18 protein-coding genes are annotated in these 20,705 nt (G+C 61.9%); 11 read left to right on the top strand and 7 right to left on the bottom strand.

Annotation, left to right across the window (positions count from 1 at the left end):
* Positions 1-22: 22 nt before the first annotated feature.
* A complete protein-coding gene (locus BLW50_RS14375; RefSeq protein ID WP_090703670.1) occupies positions 23-937 on the bottom strand; it encodes an NAD(P)/FAD-dependent oxidoreductase in 915 nt (304 codons plus the stop codon).
* A gap of 176 nt (positions 938-1,113) precedes the next feature.
* Between BLW50_RS14375 and BLW50_RS31305 the strand changes: the two genes are divergently transcribed.
* The 5 genes from BLW50_RS31305 to BLW50_RS14405 all read left to right on the top strand — a co-directional run bounded on the left by BLW50_RS31305 (position 1,114) and on the right by BLW50_RS14405 (position 5,618).
* The gene (locus BLW50_RS31305; protein WP_090709121.1) at positions 1,114-1,998 is read left to right on the top strand and encodes a class I SAM-dependent methyltransferase; all 885 of its coding nucleotides are present in this window, start codon (positions 1,114-1,116) and stop codon (positions 1,996-1,998) included.
* 110 nt (positions 1,999-2,108) lie between these two features.
* Positions 2,109-2,816, top strand: a complete 708-nt coding sequence (gene pyrF / locus BLW50_RS14385; protein ID WP_090703673.1) for an orotidine-5'-phosphate decarboxylase — start codon at positions 2,109-2,111, stop codon at positions 2,814-2,816.
* A gap of 711 nt (positions 2,817-3,527) precedes the next feature.
* On the top strand, positions 3,528-4,343 hold the full coding sequence (gene dapB / locus BLW50_RS14395) for a 4-hydroxy-tetrahydrodipicolinate reductase (RefSeq protein WP_244544245.1): 816 nt from the start codon (positions 3,528-3,530) through the stop codon (positions 4,341-4,343).
* Positions 4,344-4,363: 20 nt separating this feature from the next.
* Entirely contained in the window at positions 4,364-4,987 is a 624-nt protein-coding gene (locus tag BLW50_RS14400) for a 2,3-bisphosphoglycerate-dependent phosphoglycerate mutase (protein ID WP_090709125.1), read from the top strand.
* A 22-nt stretch (positions 4,988-5,009) separates the two neighbouring features.
* Positions 5,010-5,618, top strand: a complete 609-nt coding sequence (locus BLW50_RS14405; RefSeq protein ID WP_090703678.1) for an alpha-ketoglutarate-dependent dioxygenase AlkB family protein — start codon at positions 5,010-5,012, stop codon at positions 5,616-5,618.
* A gap of 33 nt (positions 5,619-5,651) precedes the next feature.
* Here the strand turns inward: BLW50_RS14405 and grpE are convergent, their stop codons facing one another.
* From grpE to gshB, 3 genes are all read right to left on the bottom strand, one after another.
* Complete coding sequence (gene grpE, locus BLW50_RS14410; RefSeq protein ID WP_280141536.1) at positions 5,652-6,194, bottom strand: nucleotide exchange factor GrpE; 543 nt, start codon at positions 6,192-6,194, stop codon at positions 5,652-5,654.
* A 109-nt stretch (positions 6,195-6,303) separates the two neighbouring features.
* Complete coding sequence (locus tag BLW50_RS14415; RefSeq protein ID WP_090703683.1) at positions 6,304-9,156, bottom strand: [protein-PII] uridylyltransferase; 2,853 nt, start codon at positions 9,154-9,156, stop codon at positions 6,304-6,306.
* 133 nt (positions 9,157-9,289) lie between these two features.
* Positions 9,290-10,237 carry a glutathione synthase gene (gshB, locus tag BLW50_RS14420; RefSeq protein WP_090703686.1) on the bottom strand — a complete coding sequence of 316 codons (948 nt, stop codon included), beginning with the start codon at positions 10,235-10,237 and terminating at the stop codon, positions 9,290-9,292.
* A 199-nt stretch (positions 10,238-10,436) separates the two neighbouring features.
* On the opposite strand from gshB, the gene BLW50_RS14425 reads away from it, so the two are divergent.
* Positions 10,437-11,066, top strand: a complete 630-nt coding sequence (locus BLW50_RS14425; RefSeq protein WP_090703689.1) for a glutathione S-transferase family protein — start codon at positions 10,437-10,439, stop codon at positions 11,064-11,066.
* Between the two features lie 105 nt (positions 11,067-11,171).
* Here BLW50_RS14425 and BLW50_RS14430 read toward each other — a convergent pair whose 3' ends face one another.
* Complete coding sequence (locus tag BLW50_RS14430; RefSeq protein WP_090703692.1) at positions 11,172-12,530, bottom strand: amidohydrolase family protein; 1,359 nt, start codon at positions 12,528-12,530, stop codon at positions 11,172-11,174.
* A gap of 154 nt (positions 12,531-12,684) precedes the next feature.
* Here BLW50_RS14430 and BLW50_RS14435 point away from each other — a divergent pair, with 154 nt between their 5' ends.
* From BLW50_RS14435 to rdgB, 4 genes are all read left to right on the top strand, one after another.
* Complete coding sequence (locus BLW50_RS14435) at positions 12,685-13,539, top strand: prephenate dehydratase (RefSeq protein ID WP_090709127.1); 855 nt, start codon at positions 12,685-12,687, stop codon at positions 13,537-13,539.
* The gene (locus BLW50_RS14440) at positions 13,539-14,477 is read left to right on the top strand and encodes a carbohydrate kinase family protein (protein ID WP_090703696.1); all 939 of its coding nucleotides are present in this window, start codon (positions 13,539-13,541) and stop codon (positions 14,475-14,477) included. Before BLW50_RS14435 ends, BLW50_RS14440 begins: the two co-directional genes overlap by 1 nt.
* A 138-nt stretch (positions 14,478-14,615) precedes the next feature.
* Positions 14,616-15,329, top strand: coding sequence for a ribonuclease PH (gene rph / locus BLW50_RS14445; RefSeq protein ID WP_090703699.1), 714 nt, complete (start codon positions 14,616-14,618; stop codon positions 15,327-15,329).
* Entirely contained in the window at positions 15,330-15,971 is a 642-nt protein-coding gene (rdgB, locus tag BLW50_RS14450) for an RdgB/HAM1 family non-canonical purine NTP pyrophosphatase (protein ID WP_090703702.1), read from the top strand.
* 57 nt (positions 15,972-16,028) lie between these two features.
* On the opposite strand, the gene BLW50_RS14455 is transcribed toward rdgB, so the two are convergent.
* Both BLW50_RS14455 and BLW50_RS14460 read right to left on the bottom strand, forming a co-directional pair.
* Complete coding sequence (locus BLW50_RS14455) at positions 16,029-18,335, bottom strand: xanthine dehydrogenase family protein molybdopterin-binding subunit (RefSeq protein ID WP_090703706.1); 2,307 nt, start codon at positions 18,333-18,335, stop codon at positions 16,029-16,031.
* A 46-nt stretch (positions 18,336-18,381) separates the two neighbouring features.
* Positions 18,382-19,365: a Bug family tripartite tricarboxylate transporter substrate binding protein gene (locus tag BLW50_RS14460; protein WP_139267626.1), complete on the bottom strand. Its 984-nt coding sequence runs from the start codon at positions 19,363-19,365 to the stop codon at positions 18,382-18,384.
* A 241-nt stretch (positions 19,366-19,606) separates the two neighbouring features.
* Here BLW50_RS14460 and BLW50_RS14465 point away from each other — a divergent pair, with 241 nt between their 5' ends.
* Complete coding sequence (locus BLW50_RS14465; RefSeq protein WP_090703712.1) at positions 19,607-20,632, top strand: Bug family tripartite tricarboxylate transporter substrate binding protein; 1,026 nt, start codon at positions 19,607-19,609, stop codon at positions 20,630-20,632.
* Positions 20,633-20,705 lie beyond the last annotated feature (73 nt).

Below are 20,705 nucleotides of genomic sequence, written 5' to 3' on the forward strand. Positions count from 1 at the left end.
CGCATTTCGGCTGGCAGCGCATCTAGGCGCTGGTCTTCAATGTCCGCCAGGCGGCTGTCGCAGCCGTCGCGCCATCGCCCGCACAGGCAGCCAGCAGGCCCACCGATTGGCTGCGAATGTCGCCCACCGCGAAAATCGCTGGATGGGACGTACGCATCATGACGTCGGTTTCGATATGACCGTTCGCATCAAGCGTCACAAGCCCCTGTAGCAAAGCGGTATTGGGCACAGTACCAGCACAGATGAACACGCCATGGCAGGCAATCTCCTGCGAGCCGCCCGGGCCGCGCGCCACCACATGGGTGACGCCGCTCTCGCCAGCGATACGTTCGACATGGGTGTTCAAGCGGATATCGATATTGGGCTTGGCCTGCACCTGATCGATGAGGAAAGGCTGCGCGCGCAATGCGCCGCCACGCACCAGAACCAGCACCGAACTACAGCTGTCCGCCAGCACCAGCGCTTCGTCGAGCGCCGTATCGCCACCGCCGATCACCACGACGGCTTTGCCGGCATAGAGCGGCCCATCGCAGGAGGCGCAATGGGAGATGCCGCGACCGGCGAACTCCTCCTCGCCTGGCACGCCCAGCGTGCGTGGTGCCGAGCCCAAGGCCACGATGACGGCGCGCACCGAGACCGCATCGCCGCCACAGGAAATGGACAGTCCGGCCTCCGCCGGGGTTATGGTCTCGATATCGTCGATGCGGAATTCAGCGCCGGCGGCTTCGGCCTGCTCAAACGCCAGGGGCCCGAGATCGTAGCCAGATACCCCCTGGGGAAGGCCCGGCAGATTGTCGATTCTCGTGGCGGTAACGATCTGGCCCCCGGCGCCCATCCGGTCGATCACCACCGTTTTGAGGCCGTAGCGAGCGGCCCACATACCGGCCGAAAGTCCGGCGATTCCGGCGCCAAGGACGGCAATATCGTATTTTTCCATCAAAATCCTCCCAGAATCGGCTTCTTAGCGTGCTTCCACCCACTCCCGCCGCAATTTTCCTGTCCGATTGGATTAACCGGGAAAACCGAGAGACATGACGCTTTCTTGACGTCGCCAGCGTTGTAGGCGAGTTATATCGCCGTTTTGGGATTGGGTTGGAAAGCCTCGAGGTCGTTTTGCGTCACAATCATCACGATCAGGAACGCGCTTCAAGAGCGCGGCCGAAGACGTCGCTTCAGGAGCGTTTTTCCGACGAAGCCCGCTTCATCAAAGCCTGGCTCGAAAACCCTGGTTCGACCGGCGCCGTCTCGCCATCGGGCAAATATCTGGCGCGCGCCATGGCGCGCTATGTCGACATCAAGATCCCCGGCAAGATCATCGAATTAGGGCCCGGCACGGGTCCGGTGACACAAGCGCTGATCCAGCACGGTGTGACCGCCGACCGGCTCATTCTGGTCGAATATGATCCGGCCTTTTGCAAGCTGCTGGAACGGCGCTTTCCCGGCGCCACCGTCATTCAGGGCGACGCCTACGATCTCGACACTACGCTTGCCGGCCTCATCAACGAGCCAATCGCGGCGGTCGTTTCCAGCCTGCCGCTGCTCAACCGGCCAGAGCCCGATCGCTGCGCGCTGCTTGAGGATGCCTTCGCCCTGCTCGGCCCGGGCGGTCGTTTCATCCAATTCACCTATGGCATGGTCTCACCCGTGCCGCGCCGGCCGAAACAATGCCGCGCGGTGGCTTTCGATGCCGAGGCTTCCCAACCGGTTCTGCTCAACATCCCGCCAGCGCGGGTCTGGGTCTATCGCCCGGCCACCGCCGGCGCCAAGGCCAAACGCCCCCATCCCGCCGTCGCTATGATCTCGAAACTGCGCGAAGGCACAGGCCGGATGAAGGACGAAATCCTCGACACGCGCGATCGGATCGAGACCGAAATCCGCCTGGCCAAGGACCGCGTGCGCCTCGACCTGCAGCGCCGGAAGGTGCAGATGCGCGATGAGCCAGCCCTGGCCCTGCTGCGCCGCCTCGGCGACGGTAAGCGGAAGTCCGGCCGACCGTAAGCAACACGTCCCTAAAACAGCATTATTTGAGCGTGAAAGCTGGCATTCCAGCGCAGAAATGCGTATGGACCGGCTATCCCTTGCTCGCCCGAACACCGTAGGAGGCCTTCGTGTCCGCCCTCATCTCGCCACGCGACCGCTTGATCGTCGCGCTCGATCTGCCCTCGGTCTCCGACGCACGCGCCATGGTTGAGACGCTCGGCGATACCGTCAGTTTCTACAAGATCGGCATGGAGCTGACCTACGGCGGCGGCTTGAGCCTGGCGCGGGAACTGACGGATCAGGGCAAGAAAGTTTTTCTCGACCTGAAGTTGCACGACATCCCCAATACGGTGACGCGCGCCACCGCACAGGTCGCCGAACTCGGTGCCTCGCTTCTCACCATTCATGCCTATCCGCAGACGATGCGCGCCGCGCGCGCCGCTTTGCAGGGATCGCCCCTGAGGCTGCTCGCCGTCACGGTGATGACCAGCTACGACGATGCCGATCTCAAGGAAGCCGGCTTTGCCATCGGTGTGAAAGAGCTGGTGCGTCGGCGCGCTGAACAAGCGCGCGATATTGGCATCGACGGTCTCGTCTCATCGGCTGAGGAAGCGCAGGATCTGCGCGCGCTGGTGGGTCCGCAGATGCTGCTGGTAACGCCGGGCATCCGCCCTGCCGGCAGCGCCACGGCCGATCAGAAGCGCATCATGACGCCCGCCAAGGCGATTGCCACCGGCGCCGATCATCTGGTGATCGGCCGGCCGGTGACGCAAGCGGCTGATCCGCGCGCGGCTGCAACAGCCATCGTCAAGGAGATTGAAGCGGCCGTCGCCTGAACGACGACGACCGCTGAAAATAATAACGCCGGGCGTACATCCGGCCCGGCGTCCCGCTGCAAAAAGCGATAAGTGCGATCTGCAACTGAGGTATCCTTAGCGCGCGATTATTGCCGATTCATGACGGCGAAAAAATATTGCCTACCATTCAGCCTTTAAGGGTCGGATAATCCCACAAGCCGACCAGACGGCTCCGTGCGTCTTCTACAATCTGATTATAGTCGTCCTGGAACGGAGCGACGAGCTGCTTCTCAAGGTCCGCGCGCAGACCCTGGAGCACGGCGCACTCTGCAGTACTTTCGAAGCACCTGCCGCTGGGGGTATGAGTGGCCTTCGGATCACACCAACGAGACAGAAGCTCGAAGAGCACGATAGCCTCATGAGGGCTGAGGCGGATTTTGACATCATCTTGATGCGGATCTGAGGCGCTCGTCATAGTTTGCTTTAACACGAGGAGCGGCCGGCCCAGATCGCAATGCCACCAAAAAAGCCGCCGGGCCCATCGGTGCGCCCGGCGACAAGGTGCCGCTTGGGGAAACGCGCCCGGGGGGACATTGGCGCTGCGGCCCCGCAGGGCTAGCGCAGATGCATCACAAGCCGATGACAATACCTACGCACTTGCACCGGCGACACTCACTGCCAGGCCCATGGCTGGCAAATCGCGCCCCACCCCGCTATAGAGCCCCCAATGTTTTATTTGCGAGGAATTGTATGAGCGACATGCGGCTGGTGGTCGCCGGCGCCGCCGGGCGCATGGGGCGAACTCTTGTACAGATTATCCATGCGGCCCAAGGCATGCAGGTTGTCGGTGCGCTGGAACATGCGGGATCGAAGGCGCTTGGCCAGGATGCCGGCGTACTCGCCGGCCTGGGCGAGATCGGCGTCCCGATCACTTCGGAACCCCTTGAAATTCTTGTGAAAGCCGATGGCGTGATCGACTTCACCGGCCCTGCCTCGACGGTGCAGCTGGCCGGCCTCGCGGCCCAGGCCCGTATCGTCCATGTGATTGGCACCACGGGCCTTTCGGAAGAGGATATCGCCAAGATCGACGCCGCTTCCCGTCACGCGGTCATCATCCGCTCCGGCAATATGAGCCTTGGCGTCAATCTGCTCGCCGGCCTGGTCAAAAAGGTCGCGGCGACGCTTGGCGAAGACTACGACATCGAAATCGTCGAAATGCACCATCGCGCCAAAGTCGACGCGCCGTCGGGCACGGCCCTGATGCTGGGCGAAGCGGCGGCTGCCGGGCGTGGCATCACGCTGGCTCAACATTCGGCCCGTGGCCGCGACGGCTTTACCGGCGCCCGCCAGGATGGCGATATCGGCTTTGCCTCCCTACGCGGCGGTTCGGTGGTCGGCGACCATGACGCGATTTTCGCTGGCCCAGGCGAGCGGCTCGTCCTCACCCACAAGGCCGAGGATCGCGGTATTTTCGCGCGTGGCGCGGTGCGCGCCGCCCTGTGGGGCCGCAACCAGAAGCCCGGACATTATTCCATGGCCGACGTTCTCGGCCTTTCCGACAACTGATAAGAAATCTGCGAGGAAATCTGATGGACCGCATTCTCGTCCTGCTGCGCCACGGCCAAAGCGAATGGAATCTGAAGAACCTGTTCACGGGCTGGAAGGATCCGGCGTTGACCGAAGTCGGCGTGAAGGAAGCTATCTCCGCCGGCGAACGTTTGAAGGCCCATGGCGTGACCTTCCAACATACCTTCACATCGGCGCTGTCACGCGCCCAGCACACGGCTCGCCTGGCGCTTGAAGCGATGGGCGCGCCGAACCTGGCGATGACTAAGGACATGCGCCTCAATGAGCGCGACTACGGCGATCTCGCAGGCCTCAACAAGGCCGAGGCGGCGCAGAAGTGGGGCGACGAGCAGGTGATGGTCTGGCGCCGTTCCTACGACACGCCGCCGCCGGGTGGCGAGAGCCTGCGCGACACGCTGGCGCGCGCCCTGCCCTACTACAACCAGGAAATCCTGCCCTGCGTGCTGCGCGGCGAGAACACTCTGGTGGTGGCGCATGGCAATTCGCTACGCGCTCTGCTGATGGTGCTGGAAAAGGCGACCCCGGAAACGATCCCCAGCATCGAGCTCGATACCGGCGTACCCGTGGTGTATCGGCTGAAGGCGGATTCCACGGTGGAATCGAAAGTGATTTTGAAGGCCTGACGGTCAACCTGGGCGATCACCCATGCCTGAGATCGCCGACGGACTGCATTATTTCCCCGGCTTCTACAGCCGGGACGAACAGATCGCGCTGGTGGAGCAATTGCGCCTCTGCCTGCGCGCCGCACCGCTCTACACACCGCACATGCCGCGCACTGGCAAAGCCTTCTCTGTGCGCATGAGCAATTGCGGTTCGCTCGGCTGGATGTCGGATGTAGAGCGTGGTTATCGCTATGAGGCGCGTCATCCGGTGACAGGCGCGCCATGGCCCGACATTCCCGATCTCGTGCTGAAAGCCTGGCGTGAAACATCAGCCTATCCGGCGCTGCCGGAAGCCTGCCTGATCAATTTCTATGATGGAAGCGCCCGCATGGGCCTGCACCAGGACCGCGACGAGACGGCACAGGATGCGCCGGTCGTCTCGATTTCGCTGGGGGATTCGTGCCTGTTCCGCTTTGGCGGCACGCAACGCGGCGGCCCGACAAAATCGTTGAAGCTGCATTCAGGCGACGTGCTCGTCATCGGCGGCGCGTCGCGCTTCGTCTTTCACGGCGTCGATCGGATTCTCTCCGGCACGTCGACTTTGCTCGCCGATGGCGGCCGCATCAACTTAACGATGCGGCGCGTCACCTAGAGCAAATTGCGTTTCGATAGAAACGCTATCCGATCAAGCCGAGGCGTCGCTCGGCTCCGCCGCGGTCGCCTTCGGGCCGCCACGGGACACGCCGACCTTGGCCGGACGCAAACAACGCTCACCGATCGAATAGCCGGCCTCCATCACCTGCACCACGGTGCCGGTGGGAACGGAGGTATCGGGCGCCTCGAACAGAGCCTCGTGCATGTTGGGATCGAACTTCTCGCCCTTCGGATCAATTTTCTTGATGCCGTATTTGGCGAGGCGCGACTGGAAATCACGCTCGGTGACTTCGATACCTTCGATCAGGGCTTTCCACGGGCCTTCAGCGGCGGCGCGCACTTCGGCCGGAACCGATTCGATGGCGCGATGCAGGTTGTCGGCGAAGGTCAGCATGTCGCGGGCGAAATTGGTGACGCCGTAGACGCGCGAATCGGCGATTTCCTTTTCGGTGCGGCGGCGCAGATTTTCCATCTCCGCCAGGGTGCGCAGGGTACGATCCTTCAGCTCGGCGTTTTCCGCCGTCAGCTTTTCCAGCACGACGAACGGATCGGGCTGCATGGCTTCCGGATTCATCTGGTCCTGCGGTTCCTCGCCCGGCACAGCCGGGTTCGTCTGGGGATCAGTCATAGCACTCTCAAAATGAGGGAATTTCACCCCGATATCGGGGTCCTGAGCCGAAAAATCAAGCTCCAGCTGCTTCCGATGCGGCTTTCCGGCCGCCAGAACGATTTCCGGCCTCCGTCGCGCCAAGAATTTCGGTCAATTGCCTGCGAATAGCCGCCTGACGACTGGCATTGGTGATTTTCAGGCCGGTGAGGTCGGTCACGTAGAACGCGTCCACCGCCTTCTCGCCGAAGGTGACGACGTGGGCCGAGCCAATGTTAAGGTTGAGGCTCGACAGTTGCGACGTGAGTTCGAACAAGAGGCCCGGACGGTCGAGGCCCGAGACCTCCAGAACCGTGAACTGGTTCGACAAAGTGTTATCGATGACGACTTCCGGCTCGATGCGGAACGCCTTCTCGCGGCTCTTTGGCGCCTCGCTTTTTTCCGCCACGACCTGGCCAAGACGAATCTCGCCGCGCAGCGCCTTCTCGATGGTGGCGGCAACGCGCGAGGCGCGGCGCAACTCATCAGTGTCATCATCGAAGGCGCGACGGATGGAGATGGAGTCGAGCGCCAGCCCATCGGTCGTGGTGAAAATCTGCGCGTCGACGATGTTGGCGCCTGACACGGCGCAAGCCCCCGCTATGATCGACAGCAGGCGCGGATGATCCGGCGCCACCACCGTCAGTTCGGTCACGCCAGTGAATTTCTCGGTGGTATATTCGGTGGCCAGCGAACGCAGTTCGACCTCGCACAGGCGCAGCAGATTGGCGTGCCTGACCATGTGCTTGAGATCGACCTTCAGCCAATAGGGCTGATAGTGGCGGGCGGCATAGGCTTCGAAATCGGGATCGGACCACAACAGCGCGCGGCGCAATTCGTCCTGCGCGATGGCGACGCGCTGCTTGCGATCGATGGCTGAATGGCCGCCGGACAGCACCGGCTCGGCTTCCCAATAGAGCGTGCGCAGAAGTTGCCCCTTCCAACCGTTCCACACACCAGGGCCAACGCCCCGGATGTCGCAGACGGTCAGCACCAGCAACATGCGCAGCCGCTCGAGCGTCTGGATCGGCTTGGCGAAGCTTTCGATGGTGCCGCGATCGGACAGGTCGCGCCCTTGGGCGACGTTCGACATGTCGAGATGATGCTCGATCAGCCAGGCGACATTGTCGGTCTCCGCTGGCGTCAGCCCCAGCCGCGGACATAGTTTGCGCGCCACCTGCGCCCCGGCGATGGAATGATCCTCCGGGCGGCCCTTGGCGATGTCGTGCAGGAATAGCGCCACATAGAGCACTTTGCGATTGTGGATGACCGGCAGAATTTCGCTGGCGACCGGATGATCCTCGACAAGCTCGCCTGACTCGATGCGCGACAGAATGCCTATACAACGGATCAGATGCTCGTCGACCGTGTAATGATGATACATATTGAACTGCATCATCGCGACGATGCGGCCGAAGTCAGGAATGAAACGGCCGAGCACGCCGGATTCGTTCATCAGGCGCAGCACCGTCTCGGGCGCATGGCGCGACATCAGGATTTCGACGAACAGCCGGTTGGCTTCGGCATCTTCGCGGACGGCGGCGTCGATGTACTTCAGCGACAGTGTCACCCGCCGCGACGCGTCCGGATGAATGGCGAGCCGGTGTTTATCGGCCAACCAGTAAAGCCGGATGAGATTGACCGGATCGGTCTCGAAGACTTTGTCATTGGCGACCGTGATGCGGTCGACCTCAATGGCGAAGCCCGGAAACTCCAACGCGTCGTTGCGGCGCCGGAACTTGCCCATAAAACGATTAAGCGTCGCGCGCGGCTTGGCCTGCCGTTCCTCAAGCGCGGCGCAGACAATGGCGGTGAGATCACCGACGTCCTTGGCGATGAGGAAGTAATGCTTCATGAAACGCTCGACATCGGACAGGCCGGCATGGGTGACATAGCCCAGCCGCTCCGCGATGTTGCGCTGATAGTCGAAGGTCAGACGTTCTTCCGAGCGGCCGGTGACGTAGTGCAGATGGCAGCGCACCCGCCACAGGAATTCTTCGCAACGGCGGAAGGTCAGGATCTCGCGTTCGGTGAACACGCCGGCGGGCACCAGCTCGGCGATGTCGCGCACGCGATAGACATATTTGGCGATCCAGAAGAGCGTGTTCAGATCACGCAGGCCGCCTTTGCCTTCCTTGACGTTCGGCTCGACGACATAGCGCGAGGCGCCGGACTTCGACAGACGCGCGTCACGCTCGGCCAGTTTCGCGGCGACGAATTCACGCGCCGTCTTGCTGACGATCTCCTTGTCGAAACGCGTGCGGAAATCCTCGAACAGACCGGCATCGCCGAGAATGAAGCGGGCCTCGTGCAGCGCGGTGCGGATGGTCATGTCGCCCATGGCCTGGCGCAGGCATTCGGCGACCGTGCGGGTGGCATGACCGACCTTCTGGCGCAGGTCCCACAGCAGATAGAGCACCGCCTCGATGACGCTCTCGCTCCAGGCGGTCTGCTTGTAGGGCAAGAGGAACAGCAAATCGATGTCGGAGCCCGGCGCCAAAGTGCCCCGGCCATAGCCGCCGACGGCGACAATGGCGATCCGCTCGGCGGTCGAGGGATTTTCCGCCGGGTACATCCAGGTGGTGACGAAATGGTGGATGGCGCGGATGATCTCATCCTCGAGCCAGCCGAGATTATGGACGCATTTGAGCCCCTGCCCGTCGATCTCGAACCAGCGCTGAATGACCGCCTGGCCGCCCGTAAGGGCTTGGCGGAGCTCTTCGAGGGCGGCGGCGCGCATGGCGCCGCGATCCGAGGATAAATCCGCCCCGATGGCATCCAGCCGGGCCTGGAGCGCGGTGTGATCGACGATGGCCGAACGCGGATGGGCGATCTTCGGCGGACGGGCGGCGCGACGGGGCGCTTCGGTCGAAACAGCTGTGAGGCTCATGGAAACCACCCATAGCACGGATGGGCCAGCGGTGCGCCAAATTTGACCGCTCGCAGCGTTTTGGAATTGCACAAAGACGCGTCAAAACAAAGATGCTGGGCAAAATCGCGTTTCTATCGAAACGTGATTTGCTCTAGCCGCCGCGTTTGCGCTCGATAGCATCCCAGAGAGCGGCGGCGAGATCAGGCCCACCGAGCTTGCGAATGGCGCGCAGGCCCGTCGGCGACGTGACGTTGATTTCGGTCAGATTGCCGTCGATGACGTCGATCCCGACGAAAATCAGGCCGCGGCGCTTCAATTCCGGCCCAATGGTCTCGCAAATTTCCCGTTCTCGCGGCGACAGATCGGTTTCGCGCGCCGCGCCGCCCCGCACCATGTTCGAGCGAATGTCGTTTTCAGCCGGCACCCGATTGACGGCGCCCATGGCGACGCCATCGACCAGGATGATGCGCTTGTCGCCCTCGGTGACGCGCGGCAGGAAGCGCTGCACCACCCAGGGTTCACGGAAGGTGGCCGAGAACAGGTCGAACAGCGAACCGAAATTCGGATCCTTTTGCGACATCTTGAAAACGGCGGCGCCGCCGTTGCCGTAAAGCGGCTTCATGACGATGTCGCCATGCTGGTGGCGGAACGCTTCGATCTCGTTGCGGTCGCGGGTGATCAAGGTGTCCGGCATGAGCTGCGGAAACTGCATGACGAACAGCTTTTCCGGGGCGTTGCGCACGCTGGCTGGATCATTGACCACCAGGGTGCGCGGATGGATGCGCTCCAGCAGATGAGTGGTGGTGATATAAGCGAGATCGAAGGGCGGATCCTGGCGCAGCAGCACCACATCCATCTCGTTGCCCAAATCGGTACGGCGGCTCTCGCCCAGCGTGAAATGATTGCCGACCTCGTCGCGCACCTGCAGGGCCTGCGTCTCGGCGACGACGCTTTGGCCGGCCATGGAGAGGCGATCGGGCGTATAATAGACCAGTTTATGGCCGCGGGCCTGCGCTTCCAGAAGCAGCGCGAACGTCGAGTCGCCGGCAATATTGATGCGTTCGATCGGGTCCATCTGGACGGCGACGGTAAGCGACATACGATTCTCCGGCAGGACAAAGCGACAGACAGGCGCGGTTCAGCCGCGCCGAGGACAGAACGCATATCGGCGCACTGGGCGTCAACTGCAAGACCGGCCCGTTCCCCCGGCCCATGCGACCCTGCCGGCGCAAATTCGCACTGGTCAGGCCGACGCGGCCCAGCCAGAATGGCGCATCATACCGCTCCGGAGGAAACGAATGACGACGCTTTACTATGCCCCAGGCACCTGCGCCACGGGCATCCACATCCTGCTCGAAGAGATCGGCAAGCCCTATGACCTGAAAAAGGTCGACTTCGCCGCGCAGGCGCAATACCAGCCCGACTATGTCGCCGTGAATCCGAAGTCGAAAGTGCCGACCCTGGTGCGGGACGATGGCTCCACCCTCACCGAATTTCCGGCCATCGCCGTGTGGCTGGCCCTGACCAATCCAGACAAGAAGCTGCTCTCGACCGATCCGGAGAAACTGGCGCGGACCCTGGAGACGATCGACTATATCGTTTCCACTTTGCACATGCAGGCGTGGACGCGCTTCTGGCGCACCGTGCGCTACAGCAGCATCGAGGACGAACATCCCAAGATCAAAGCGCAGGGACGCGAAATGGCCGAGAAGGGCCTGGCGTTGCTCGACAAGCAACTGGCCGGCAAGGATTGGCTGATGGGCGATTTCACCATCGCCGACTGCGCGCTCTACTTCTTCGAATTCTGGGTGGCGGAATGGGGTAAGTGGCCGATGCCCGCTAATGTCGCAGCCCATTACGCGCGCATGAACAAGCGCCCGTCGGTGCAGAACATGCTTAAGATGCAAGGGCTGGCGCAGGCCGCCTAGAGCTTCTTCGGTTCTGATAAAATCAGAACCGAGTTCTCATTTTCTGTTTTAACGCATTTTTTTCACGCGAACCGGTGTCCACTTCGCTCGAAAATGCTCTGCTTTTTAAGCAGCGGCGCGCGCCCGGTTGAAGTCCGACAGGATGCGCGCGCTCGATTGCGAGAGTTCGTCAAGCCGGCGCTGCAGGTCGCTATAGAGCAGCCTGCCGCCACGCTTCTGAAACACACCGCCAATCATTACCGTATCGACATTGGCAACGCCCGCGTGCAGCAGGATCGAGGCTGCCGGATCGACAACCGGATGCATGTTTGGATCGCGTGCCGAGAGCAACACTATATCGGCCTGCTTCCCGGGCGTGAGCGAACCGGTGCGATGATCGAGCCCCGCCATGCGCGCGCCATCGATCGTCGCCCAGCGTAAAGCCTCCCGACAGGGAATGGTGATCTCTGCCAGGCCTTTTCCCGCAGCGGCAAAACTGTCGAGCGCATCGATGAAACGCTGCGCCTGCAAGGTCATGCGCGCGACGGTGAACATGTCGCTGGCCATGCCGGACTCGATATCCGAGCCGATGCTGATGCGACCGCCGCGCTGACGCAGACGGCCGGTCAAAGGGCGGCCGAAACTCATCTGCATTTCGACCTCGGCCGTCACCGAAAAGCTGACGCCAGCGGCCACAAGCAGATCGAGCTGCGCATCACTCAGCACATTGCCATGGACAATGTTGAGATGCGGTCCGAGCAGGCCCTCTGCCGCCAGCCGCTCGAAGCCATCGGGCGTGAGCATCGGGCCGCTGACATGCATGCTGGCGACCATGCCGAGCTCGCGCGCCAGGCGGAAATCATGATCGCAGACATCGTAGACCGACATGCCGGGGCCAAGAATGGCAAGCCCCATGGTGATGAGTGTGTCGTCGCTAGACAGCGCCCCGCCGCGCAACCGCTCGACCTCATGGCGTGGCATCGGCACTTCGCTGAAATGTTTCTGGCCAGGTTTCGGATCTGGCTTAGGCGAGCCATGCAGGAACAAGGCGCGAATGCCTGATTGCTGCAGGCCTTCGATCGCCGCATCGGTACAGGCCGGCGTTGGATTGTTGTGGCACCAATCGACCAAAGTGGTGGTGCCACAATTGATCTGATTGAGCGCACCCATGAGATTGGCGATGTAAATGTCGTCCGCGCGGAAATGCGTGGCAAGGCCGGCATGGATGGCGCGCAGATATTGCGAGATCGTCCAATCCGCCGCAACGCCGCGCAGGCCCGTCTGCCAGGTGTGCATATGGGCGTTGACGAAGCCCGGCATGACGATCATGCCGCTGGCATCGATCACTTGAGCCTCGGCCGGCGCCTCTAGAGCGGGCCCAACTGCGGCGATCCGGCCATCGCGGACGAGAATGTCGCCCTTCAGATCGCCCAGCCGGTCGTCCATCGACACGATGGTTCCGCCGTGGATCACCACATCCCGCATCTACCCCTCCCAGAGCGCGGCCGCCGGAGCGGCTCAGGCCCTGAGAGATAGCAGATGGCCTGTGATACCAGCAAACTTGGCGTCCAATGGAACGACCTGCTAAGGACAGCCCGCAACGATGGAGTGGGCAAGGCCAGCCCACAGGATGGAACAGATGGCGAAAGCGAAGAAAATTGCCTACCAGGGTGAACCCGGCGCGAATTCCCACATCGCCTGCCGGGCCGTGTATCCGAATTACGAACCGCTCGCCTGTAATACGTTCGAAGATGCTCTTGCCGCCATCGCCGACGGAACTGCCGAACTGGGCATGATCCCGATCGAGAATTCGATAGCCGGACGCGTCGCCGACATCCACCATTTCCTGCCGGGCTCGGGCCTGCATATCGTCGGCGAATATTTCCTGCCCATTCGCTTCCAGCTGATGGCGCTGCCCGACGCCAGCCTGGCGACGATCCGCACTGTCTACAGCCACATTCATGCGCTGGGCCAATGCCGCAAGATCATCCGTAAGCTCGATCTGACACCAATCACCGCCATCGACACCGCCGGCTCAGCCCGGGAAGTGTCGCAATCGGGCGATCTGTCGCGCGCCTCGCTGGCGCCGGAGCTTGCCGCCGAGATCTACGGCCTCAAGATTTTGATGCGCGACGTCGAAGACGAGAAACACAATACGACACGCTTCGTCGTGCTCTCGCGCGTCGCCGACTGGGCGCGGCCCAACAATGGCAACACGGTGACGACTTTCGTTTTCCGCGTGCGCAACGTGCCGGCGGCGCTTTACAAGGCGCTCGGCGGCTTCGCCACCAATGGCGTCAACATGACCAAGCTGGAAAGCTACATGGTCGATGGCGAATTCTCCGCCACCATGTTCCTGGCCGACGTGCAGGGCCATCCCGAAGACCTGCCCTTGAAACGGGCATTGGAGGAACTCACCTTCTTCACCGCGGAACTGCGCATTCTCGGTGTCTATCCGGCGCATTCCTTCCGCAACGAACATCTGAGTGATTGATGACGGCGACATCCCATAACGAGAAGGCCATTCTCGTTATGGGCGAGGCCATTCTCGATCTGGTGGCCAGCCGCGCCGACCCGTCGGTGTTCGAAAGTGCCACTGGTGGTTCTTCGTTCAACACGGCGCTGGCGCTGGGCCGCCTCGGCATTACGGCAGAATTTTCCGGCGCATTGTCGCGCGATACCAGCGGCGAAGTCTTCGCGCAAAAGTTGCAACAGGCTGCCGTGGGCATGCGCTGGTGTCTGCGCAGCAGCAAGCCGATGCCTGTCGCACTAGCGCGCTCCACGACAACCGGGTCGGTTGATTTCACGCTCTATCTGCAAGGCACCGCGCATGAAGAGCGCGACGCTCTTCCCGCCCCTCTGCCCGACGATATCGCCCATCTGCACGCCGCCTCGTTTCGCTGCCTGTTGGGTGAGCAAGGCGAGATGGTGCTGGCCGCGATGCGCAATGCCCGCGCGCTGATCTCTGTCAGCTTCGATCCGAATATCCGCCCGGCGCTGATGCCGGCGCGTGTGGAAACTGTGCGACTGGTGGAGGAACGCGTCCAAACCTCCACCCTTGTGAAAGCCAGCAACGAGGATGTGGCTTGGCTCTATCCGGACCAGCCGATAGAGCGCGTGGCGCAACACTGGCTGGCGCTCGGCGCCGAACTTGTCGTCGTCACCTGCGGCGCCAAGGGCGCGGTGGCGACCTGGCATGGTGGTTCGCTCGCCTGCGCCACACCGAGCGTCGCCGTGGTCGATACGGTTGGCGCGGGCGACAGTTTTTCCGCCGGCCTGCTGGCGGTGCTGGCGCGCGAAAATCGCCTCGGAACCGGCTCGTTACAGCCGGATTCCACCAGCGTCGGCCGCTGGCTCGATCATGCCAGTCAAATTGGCGCGCTGACGTGCAAGCGGCGGGGCGCTGAACCGCCCTGGTCACACGAACTCTGAAAACGCCTTTTCCCGCCGCCCAGCTTGGGCTAGGAAAGGCCCCTGCTAGAGCATTTTACGACGCAAAGACGCGTCAAAACAAAATAGAAGGCAAAATCGCTTTTCTGCTGAAAGGCGATTTGCTCGAAGGGGAACTTAATGCGTCCATCTAAACGTGCGCCTGACGAAATGCGGGCTGTGTCCATCGAGCGCGGCGTTGCGCGTTATGCGGAAGGATCTTGCCTGATCAAGTTCGGCGAGACGCATGTGTTGTGCGCCGCTTCGCTTGAAGACAAGCCGCCGATGTGGCTGCGCGGCCAAGGCCGCGGCTGGGTGACGGCGGAATACGCCATGCTGCCGCGCGCCACGCACACGCGCACGCGTCGCGAGGTAACCTCGGGCAAGCAATCCGGACGCACCCAGGAAATCCAGCGCCTCGTCGGTCGCTCCCTGCGCGCCGTCGTCGATCTGCAGGCGCTGGGCGAACGACAGATCACCATCGACTGCGACGTGTTGCAGGCCGATGGCGGCACGCGCACCGCTTCGATCACCGGCGCCTGGGTCGCCCTGCATGACTGCCTCAAATGGATGCACGGGCGCTCAATCATCCGCGACATGCCGTTGCGTGACCATGTCGCAGCCATTTCCTGCGGCATCACCAATAACGTCTCGGTTCTCGATCTTGATTATGTCGAAGACTCGGCGGCACAGACCGACGCCAATTTCGTCATGACCGGCAAAGGCCATCTGGTTGAAGTGCAAGCCACCGCCGAAGGCGCGCCCTTCGACGAAGTGCAATTGCAGCAGATGATGGCATTGGCCAAGCAGGGCATCGCCAGCCTCATTGAGAAGCAGAAGCAGGCGATCGCCTGAATGAGCGCCGACCATCGCAAAATCGCCGGCAAGCTGGTCATTGCCACCCACAATGCCGGCAAGCTGAACGAGATGCGCGAATTGCTCGCGCTCTATGGCGTCGAGGTCGTTTCGGCTGGCGAGCTCGGCCTCGCCGAGCCTGAGGAAACGGGCGATACATTCATCGCCAACGCCATCATCAAGGCGCAGGCGGCCGCAGACGCGACAGGCCTGCCGGCCTTTGCTGATGATTCCGGCTTGTGCGTCGATGCGCTGGGTGGCGACCCCGGCATTTATTCAGCCCGCTGGGCGCGCGAGGCCGGCGACTACAAAGCGGTGATGGCGAAGATCGACACGATGATGCGCGACAAGGGGGCGACCATGCCCCGGCAGCGGCGCGCCCATTTCGTCTCGGCGCTTGCCGTCGCTTGGCCGGACCAGCACGTCGAATCCGTCGAAGGCAAAGTGTTCGGCGAAATCATCTGGCCGCCACGGGGCGAGCGCGGCTTTGGCTATGATCCGTTCTTCCTGCCCGATGGCCACACGCGGACATTTGGCGAGATGGCCTCGGACGAGAAGCACGGCATTCCCGCCGATGGATCGCAGGCCTTATCGCATCGGGCGCGTGCCTTCCAGGCGCTGGCACGGATGTGTTTGAACTGACGACCAAGGATCGCTGAAATTGAAAGCCCCGGCTTCGACCGGGGCTTTCGTTTAACTTCAGTTGTATTTGCCGCTGGCTTGGATCGCCGCCCAGACGCGGTGCGGCGTATAGGGCATTTCCAGCGCATGGATGCCGAGCGGACGCAGCGCATCGATCACCGCATTGGTGACGGTGGGGACGGCACCGGTGGCGCCCGCTTCACCGACACCCTTGGCGCCAAGCGGATTGGTCGGGCTCGGCACCGGCCGGTCCACCAGTTCCAGCTGCGGCAGAAGATCAGCGCGCGGCATGAAGTAATCCATGAAGCTGCCCTGAACCGGCTGGCCGTCGGTCTCACCATAGGTGATGATCTCACCTAGCACCTGACCAAATCCCTGCATCAGGCCGCCATGCAATTGCGCCTCGGCGAGCGTGTGATTGATGATGACGCCGGAGTCATCGACAGCCACATATTTCACAACCTCGATGGTGCCGGTCGCTGGATCGACTTCCACTTCAGCGATATGCGCGCCCGTCGGGAACGACAGGCTGACGGGAACGCCATCAAGCGTGTCGAGCGGGTTGTCGTCTTTCTTCGCCAGGGTCTTGGCGAGTTCGACGAGGCCGATCGAGAGATCGGTGCCACGCACCCGATAGGTGCCCTTGTCGAACTCGATGTCGATTTCGGCGGCCTCCAGATGCTTGGCGGCGAACTCCTTGCCTTTGCGCACCACCTCGCGCGCGGTAACCGTCAGCGCGCCGCCATGGTTCATGATGCCGCGTGAGCCGATACTGCCGGAGCCTTTCAAGTCAGGACCATCGGGATCGCTGAACCGCAGCGTCACTTGTTCCGGCTCGATCCCCAGTTCAGCGGCGACGATTTCCGGATAGACCGTTTCGTGGCCCTGCCCTGACGGGCCCGACACCGTGTAGATGATCGGATTGCCGGATTCGCCGAATTTGATCGCCGCCTCTTCGCGCGGAATGCCACCGCCGCCCGACGGCTCGATAAACACCGACAGGCCAATGCCATAGAGCTTACCGCGCTTTTCCGCCGCCTTGCGGCGTTTGGCGATGCCCTTCCAATCGGCGGTTTTCAACGCGTCGGCGAGCAGGCCCGGCGGATCACCACTGTCATAGGTCGCACCTGTCGGCGTCTTATAGGGGAAGGCCTTACGGGGGATGAGATTCTTGCGCCGCAGCTCGACCCGGTCGATGCCCAGTTCGCGCGCTGCTTCCTCGACGAGCCGCTCGGCGAGATAGACGACATTGGGGCGTGCCGCGCCGCGATAGGGACAGGTCGGCGAGGTGTTGGTGACGACGAGCCGATGTAGGCCGTAGACTGCCGGGATCGCATAGACGCTGGTGGGATTGGAGCTCGGCCCCGCCGTATTGGTCAGCGGGCCAGAGCCCGACAGATAGCCGCCGCAATCGACGATCCACTCGATGCGCAGGCCGAGGAACTTGCCGTCCTTGGTCAACGCCAGTTCGCCCGACAGCGTGGCGCCGCGGCCGTGATGATCGCTGAGGATGGTTTCGGAGCGGGTTCCCACCCACTTCACCGGCCGGCCGATTTTCTTGGAGGCCAGCATGCAAGCGCAATATTCCGAATAGGCTTCGCTGCGCACGCCAAAACCGCCGCCGACGTCCCAGGCATGAAAGCGGATTTTCTCCTGCGGGACACCGGTTCCCGCCGACAGACCGGGACGCATCAGCGTGAGCCCCTGCGACGGTGCATAGACGTCGTAGACGTCCTTCTTCGCATCGTAGCTGGCGAGGCAGGCTTTCGGCTCCATCGGATTGCCGACAATGCGTGGCGCCTCGACGGTGAGCTTCGTCACGTGATCGGCTTTGGCGAAAGCATCATCCGTCTTGGCGCTGTCCCCATACTCATAGTCGAAGACCAGATTGTTGGGGATGTGATCGTATAGTTGCTGGGCGCCCGGCTTGAGCGCCGCGCGCTCGCCGATGACGACAGGCAGATCCTCATATTCGACCATGATCAGCTCGGCCGCGTCCATCGCCTGAAGCTGCGTCTCGGCAACGACGATGGCGACGCTGTGGCCGACAAACAGCACACGATCAACAGCCAGAACATCCCGGCCGGTCTCGATCAGCTTCATGCCGCCTTTGCCAGGATAGCGCACCATATTGGGGATAGGGCCCAGGCCAGCCTCCCGGGCTTCCTTGCCGGTGATCACCGTCAGGACGCCCGGGGCGGCCAAAGCCGCCTCGGTGTCGATCGAAAGAATCTTGGCATGGGCGCGATCGGCTCGCAGAAAGCAGGCATGGGCTTCGCGCGGGAGTGACCAATCGGATGTGTAACGCCCCTGCCCCGTCACCAGTCGGAAATCCTCCCGACGGCCAGTAAACTTCGATGACATGCTATCCCCTTATAGAAATTCTCAGATTGTCAGACAATCTAGAGGTCTATTCGATCAGACTTTTGGCCCGCTCCGCAAGAGGTTTGGGCGTCGCCAAAACCTCAGCGACAACTTTTTGCATATCGACCCCGCGCACCGGGTCGACATCGACACGAGACTGGGCCGCCTCCTTCAAGAAATCGGGGTCCGCCATGGTCTTGTCAAATGCTTCGCGCAGGGCGGCCACGCGATCCGCCGGAACGCCGCCATTGGTGGCGAGCGGCCGACCAAGCTTGGTGCCGGAGGTGATGAGATCGACGATACGACGAATATCGGGATCCTGCACCAGATCGGAGGCGATCGGCACATCCTTCAGTTCAGCTTGGCGCGGACCGGCATAGACCAGCACTTTGATGTCGCCATTCTTCAACCATTCCGGCTTGGTCACTTTCCAACTCGACCAGGTGTTGTTGCGCGCCTGCACCTCTCCGCGCTCCATGGCGAGATTGATATCGTTGCCACCGGGATAGCCTGAGACGATCTTGAACTTGGTGCCCAGGAACTCGTTCAACATCCCGGGAAACGTATAGGTGATGGCGCCCTTGCCAGTCGCACCGGCAATGATTTCCTTCGAACGGGCTTCCTCGATCGTACTGACACCTGCGGACTTCCACACGGTCATCGTCTCGACGGTCGGGGAGATCGAACCGATCCAGTTGAACTTGCCCAGATCGAAGCGGATGAGATCAACACCGGCGGCCTGCATGGCCGGGAAATTGTTGGCCATCATACCGATGTTGGTGCCGTCCTTGGGGGCGACTTCGGCCAGATAGGCGCCCATTTTCGCACCACCACCACCGGTCATGTTCTGCGGCACGACGGTCGGATTGCCGGGAATATAACGGCCGATGAAACGGGCGACGAGGCGCGCATGCAGATCATATTCGCCACCGACACTGGTGCCGATCAAAACATTGACGTTCTTGCCTTTATAGAACTCAGCTGGCGTCTGCGCCTGTACGGCACCCGCCACTGTGGACAGAGCAATCAAGGCCAAGCCTCTAAAAGCAAACATTCTACCAGCCATCATTATTCCTCCCTGTTATCCGAAAACCGCGTTTTGGAATGACTTTCGGTATTTAGCGGCGCAATATAGGCACGCCGTCTCCTTCGTCAAAGTGCGGTTTATTGCCGGTTTTTCGCGAAATTGCCGGGTTGCGGACGGTGTCGAAGCTGTCCTATAGCCCGTCGTTCTCATACCGCCGAATAAACGGCTTCTGAGGGGAAGAAAAATGAAATTTTTAGGTTTGGGGGGATTCGTTCTCGCTGGCGTGGCGGCCACTTGCAGCCCTGTACTGGCCCAGCCATCGCCCGAGCAATTTTTTGCCGGTAAAACAATTACCATCACCGTCGGCTTTTCGCCGGGGGGCACCTACGACCTGTTCGGCCGTATGCTGTCACGCTATCTCGGCAAACATGTTCCAGGCAAGCCGACAGTCATCGCCTCGAATATGCCAGGCGCGGGCTCGCTGACGGCGGCCAACTGGCTTTATCGCGTGGCGCCGAAAGACGGCACCTCGATAGCGATCGTCGCACAGACCATTGCGCAGGAAGAAGCGCTGAAGAATAAGGCTGTCCAGTACAAGACGGCTGAGTTCAACTGGATCGGCCGCGCCACCTCCAACATCGAAGTGCAGATCATCTCGACGCGCAGCAAAGGCACGACGATGCAGGGGATGAAGGAGGTCGAAGTGCCGACCGCCAGCACTGGTCCTGGATCGCCGTCGGAAAGCTATCCGAAGCTGCTCAACGCGCTGGCCGGCACCAAGTTCAAGATCATCCGCGGCTATCCTGGCTCAACCGATGGTCTGCTCGCCATGGAACGCGGCGAAGTCGATGCGGCTCTTACATCGTGGAACACGATGAAGACAACGCGCATGGATTGGCTGACAGGAAAGAAGGCCGCCGTCGCCATCCAATATGTGCTGGAGCGGTCGCCGGACCTTAAGGACGTCCCGGCAGTGACCGAATTCGCCACCAATGACGCAGACCGGGCTTTGCTGGCCTTCGCCGCGAGCAGCGCGGACATCGGCCGCGCCTTCATGGCCCCGCCGGGCGTCCCCGCCGATCGCGTCAAGGCGCTGCGCGAAGCCTTCACCGCGACGATGAAGGATCCTGACCTCGTTGCCGAAATCGAAAAGGCCAAACTCGATTTCGATCCGGCCAGCGGCGAAGTGGTGCAAAAGATCGTCGCGGACGTGATCGGTGTTTCACCGGAAATCGTCGCGCGGATGGAGAAAATCCTCGCGGTCGAATAGGGGTGAGGATGCACAATTGTGCAGACGCAGCAGGCTAAAATCGACAAAAGTTGACCTGCCCCTGCCACGCACC

The sequence above is a fragment of the Beijerinckia sp. 28-YEA-48 genome (genome assembly GCF_900104955.1).
GTDB lineage: Bacteria > Pseudomonadota > Alphaproteobacteria > Rhizobiales > Beijerinckiaceae > Terripilifer.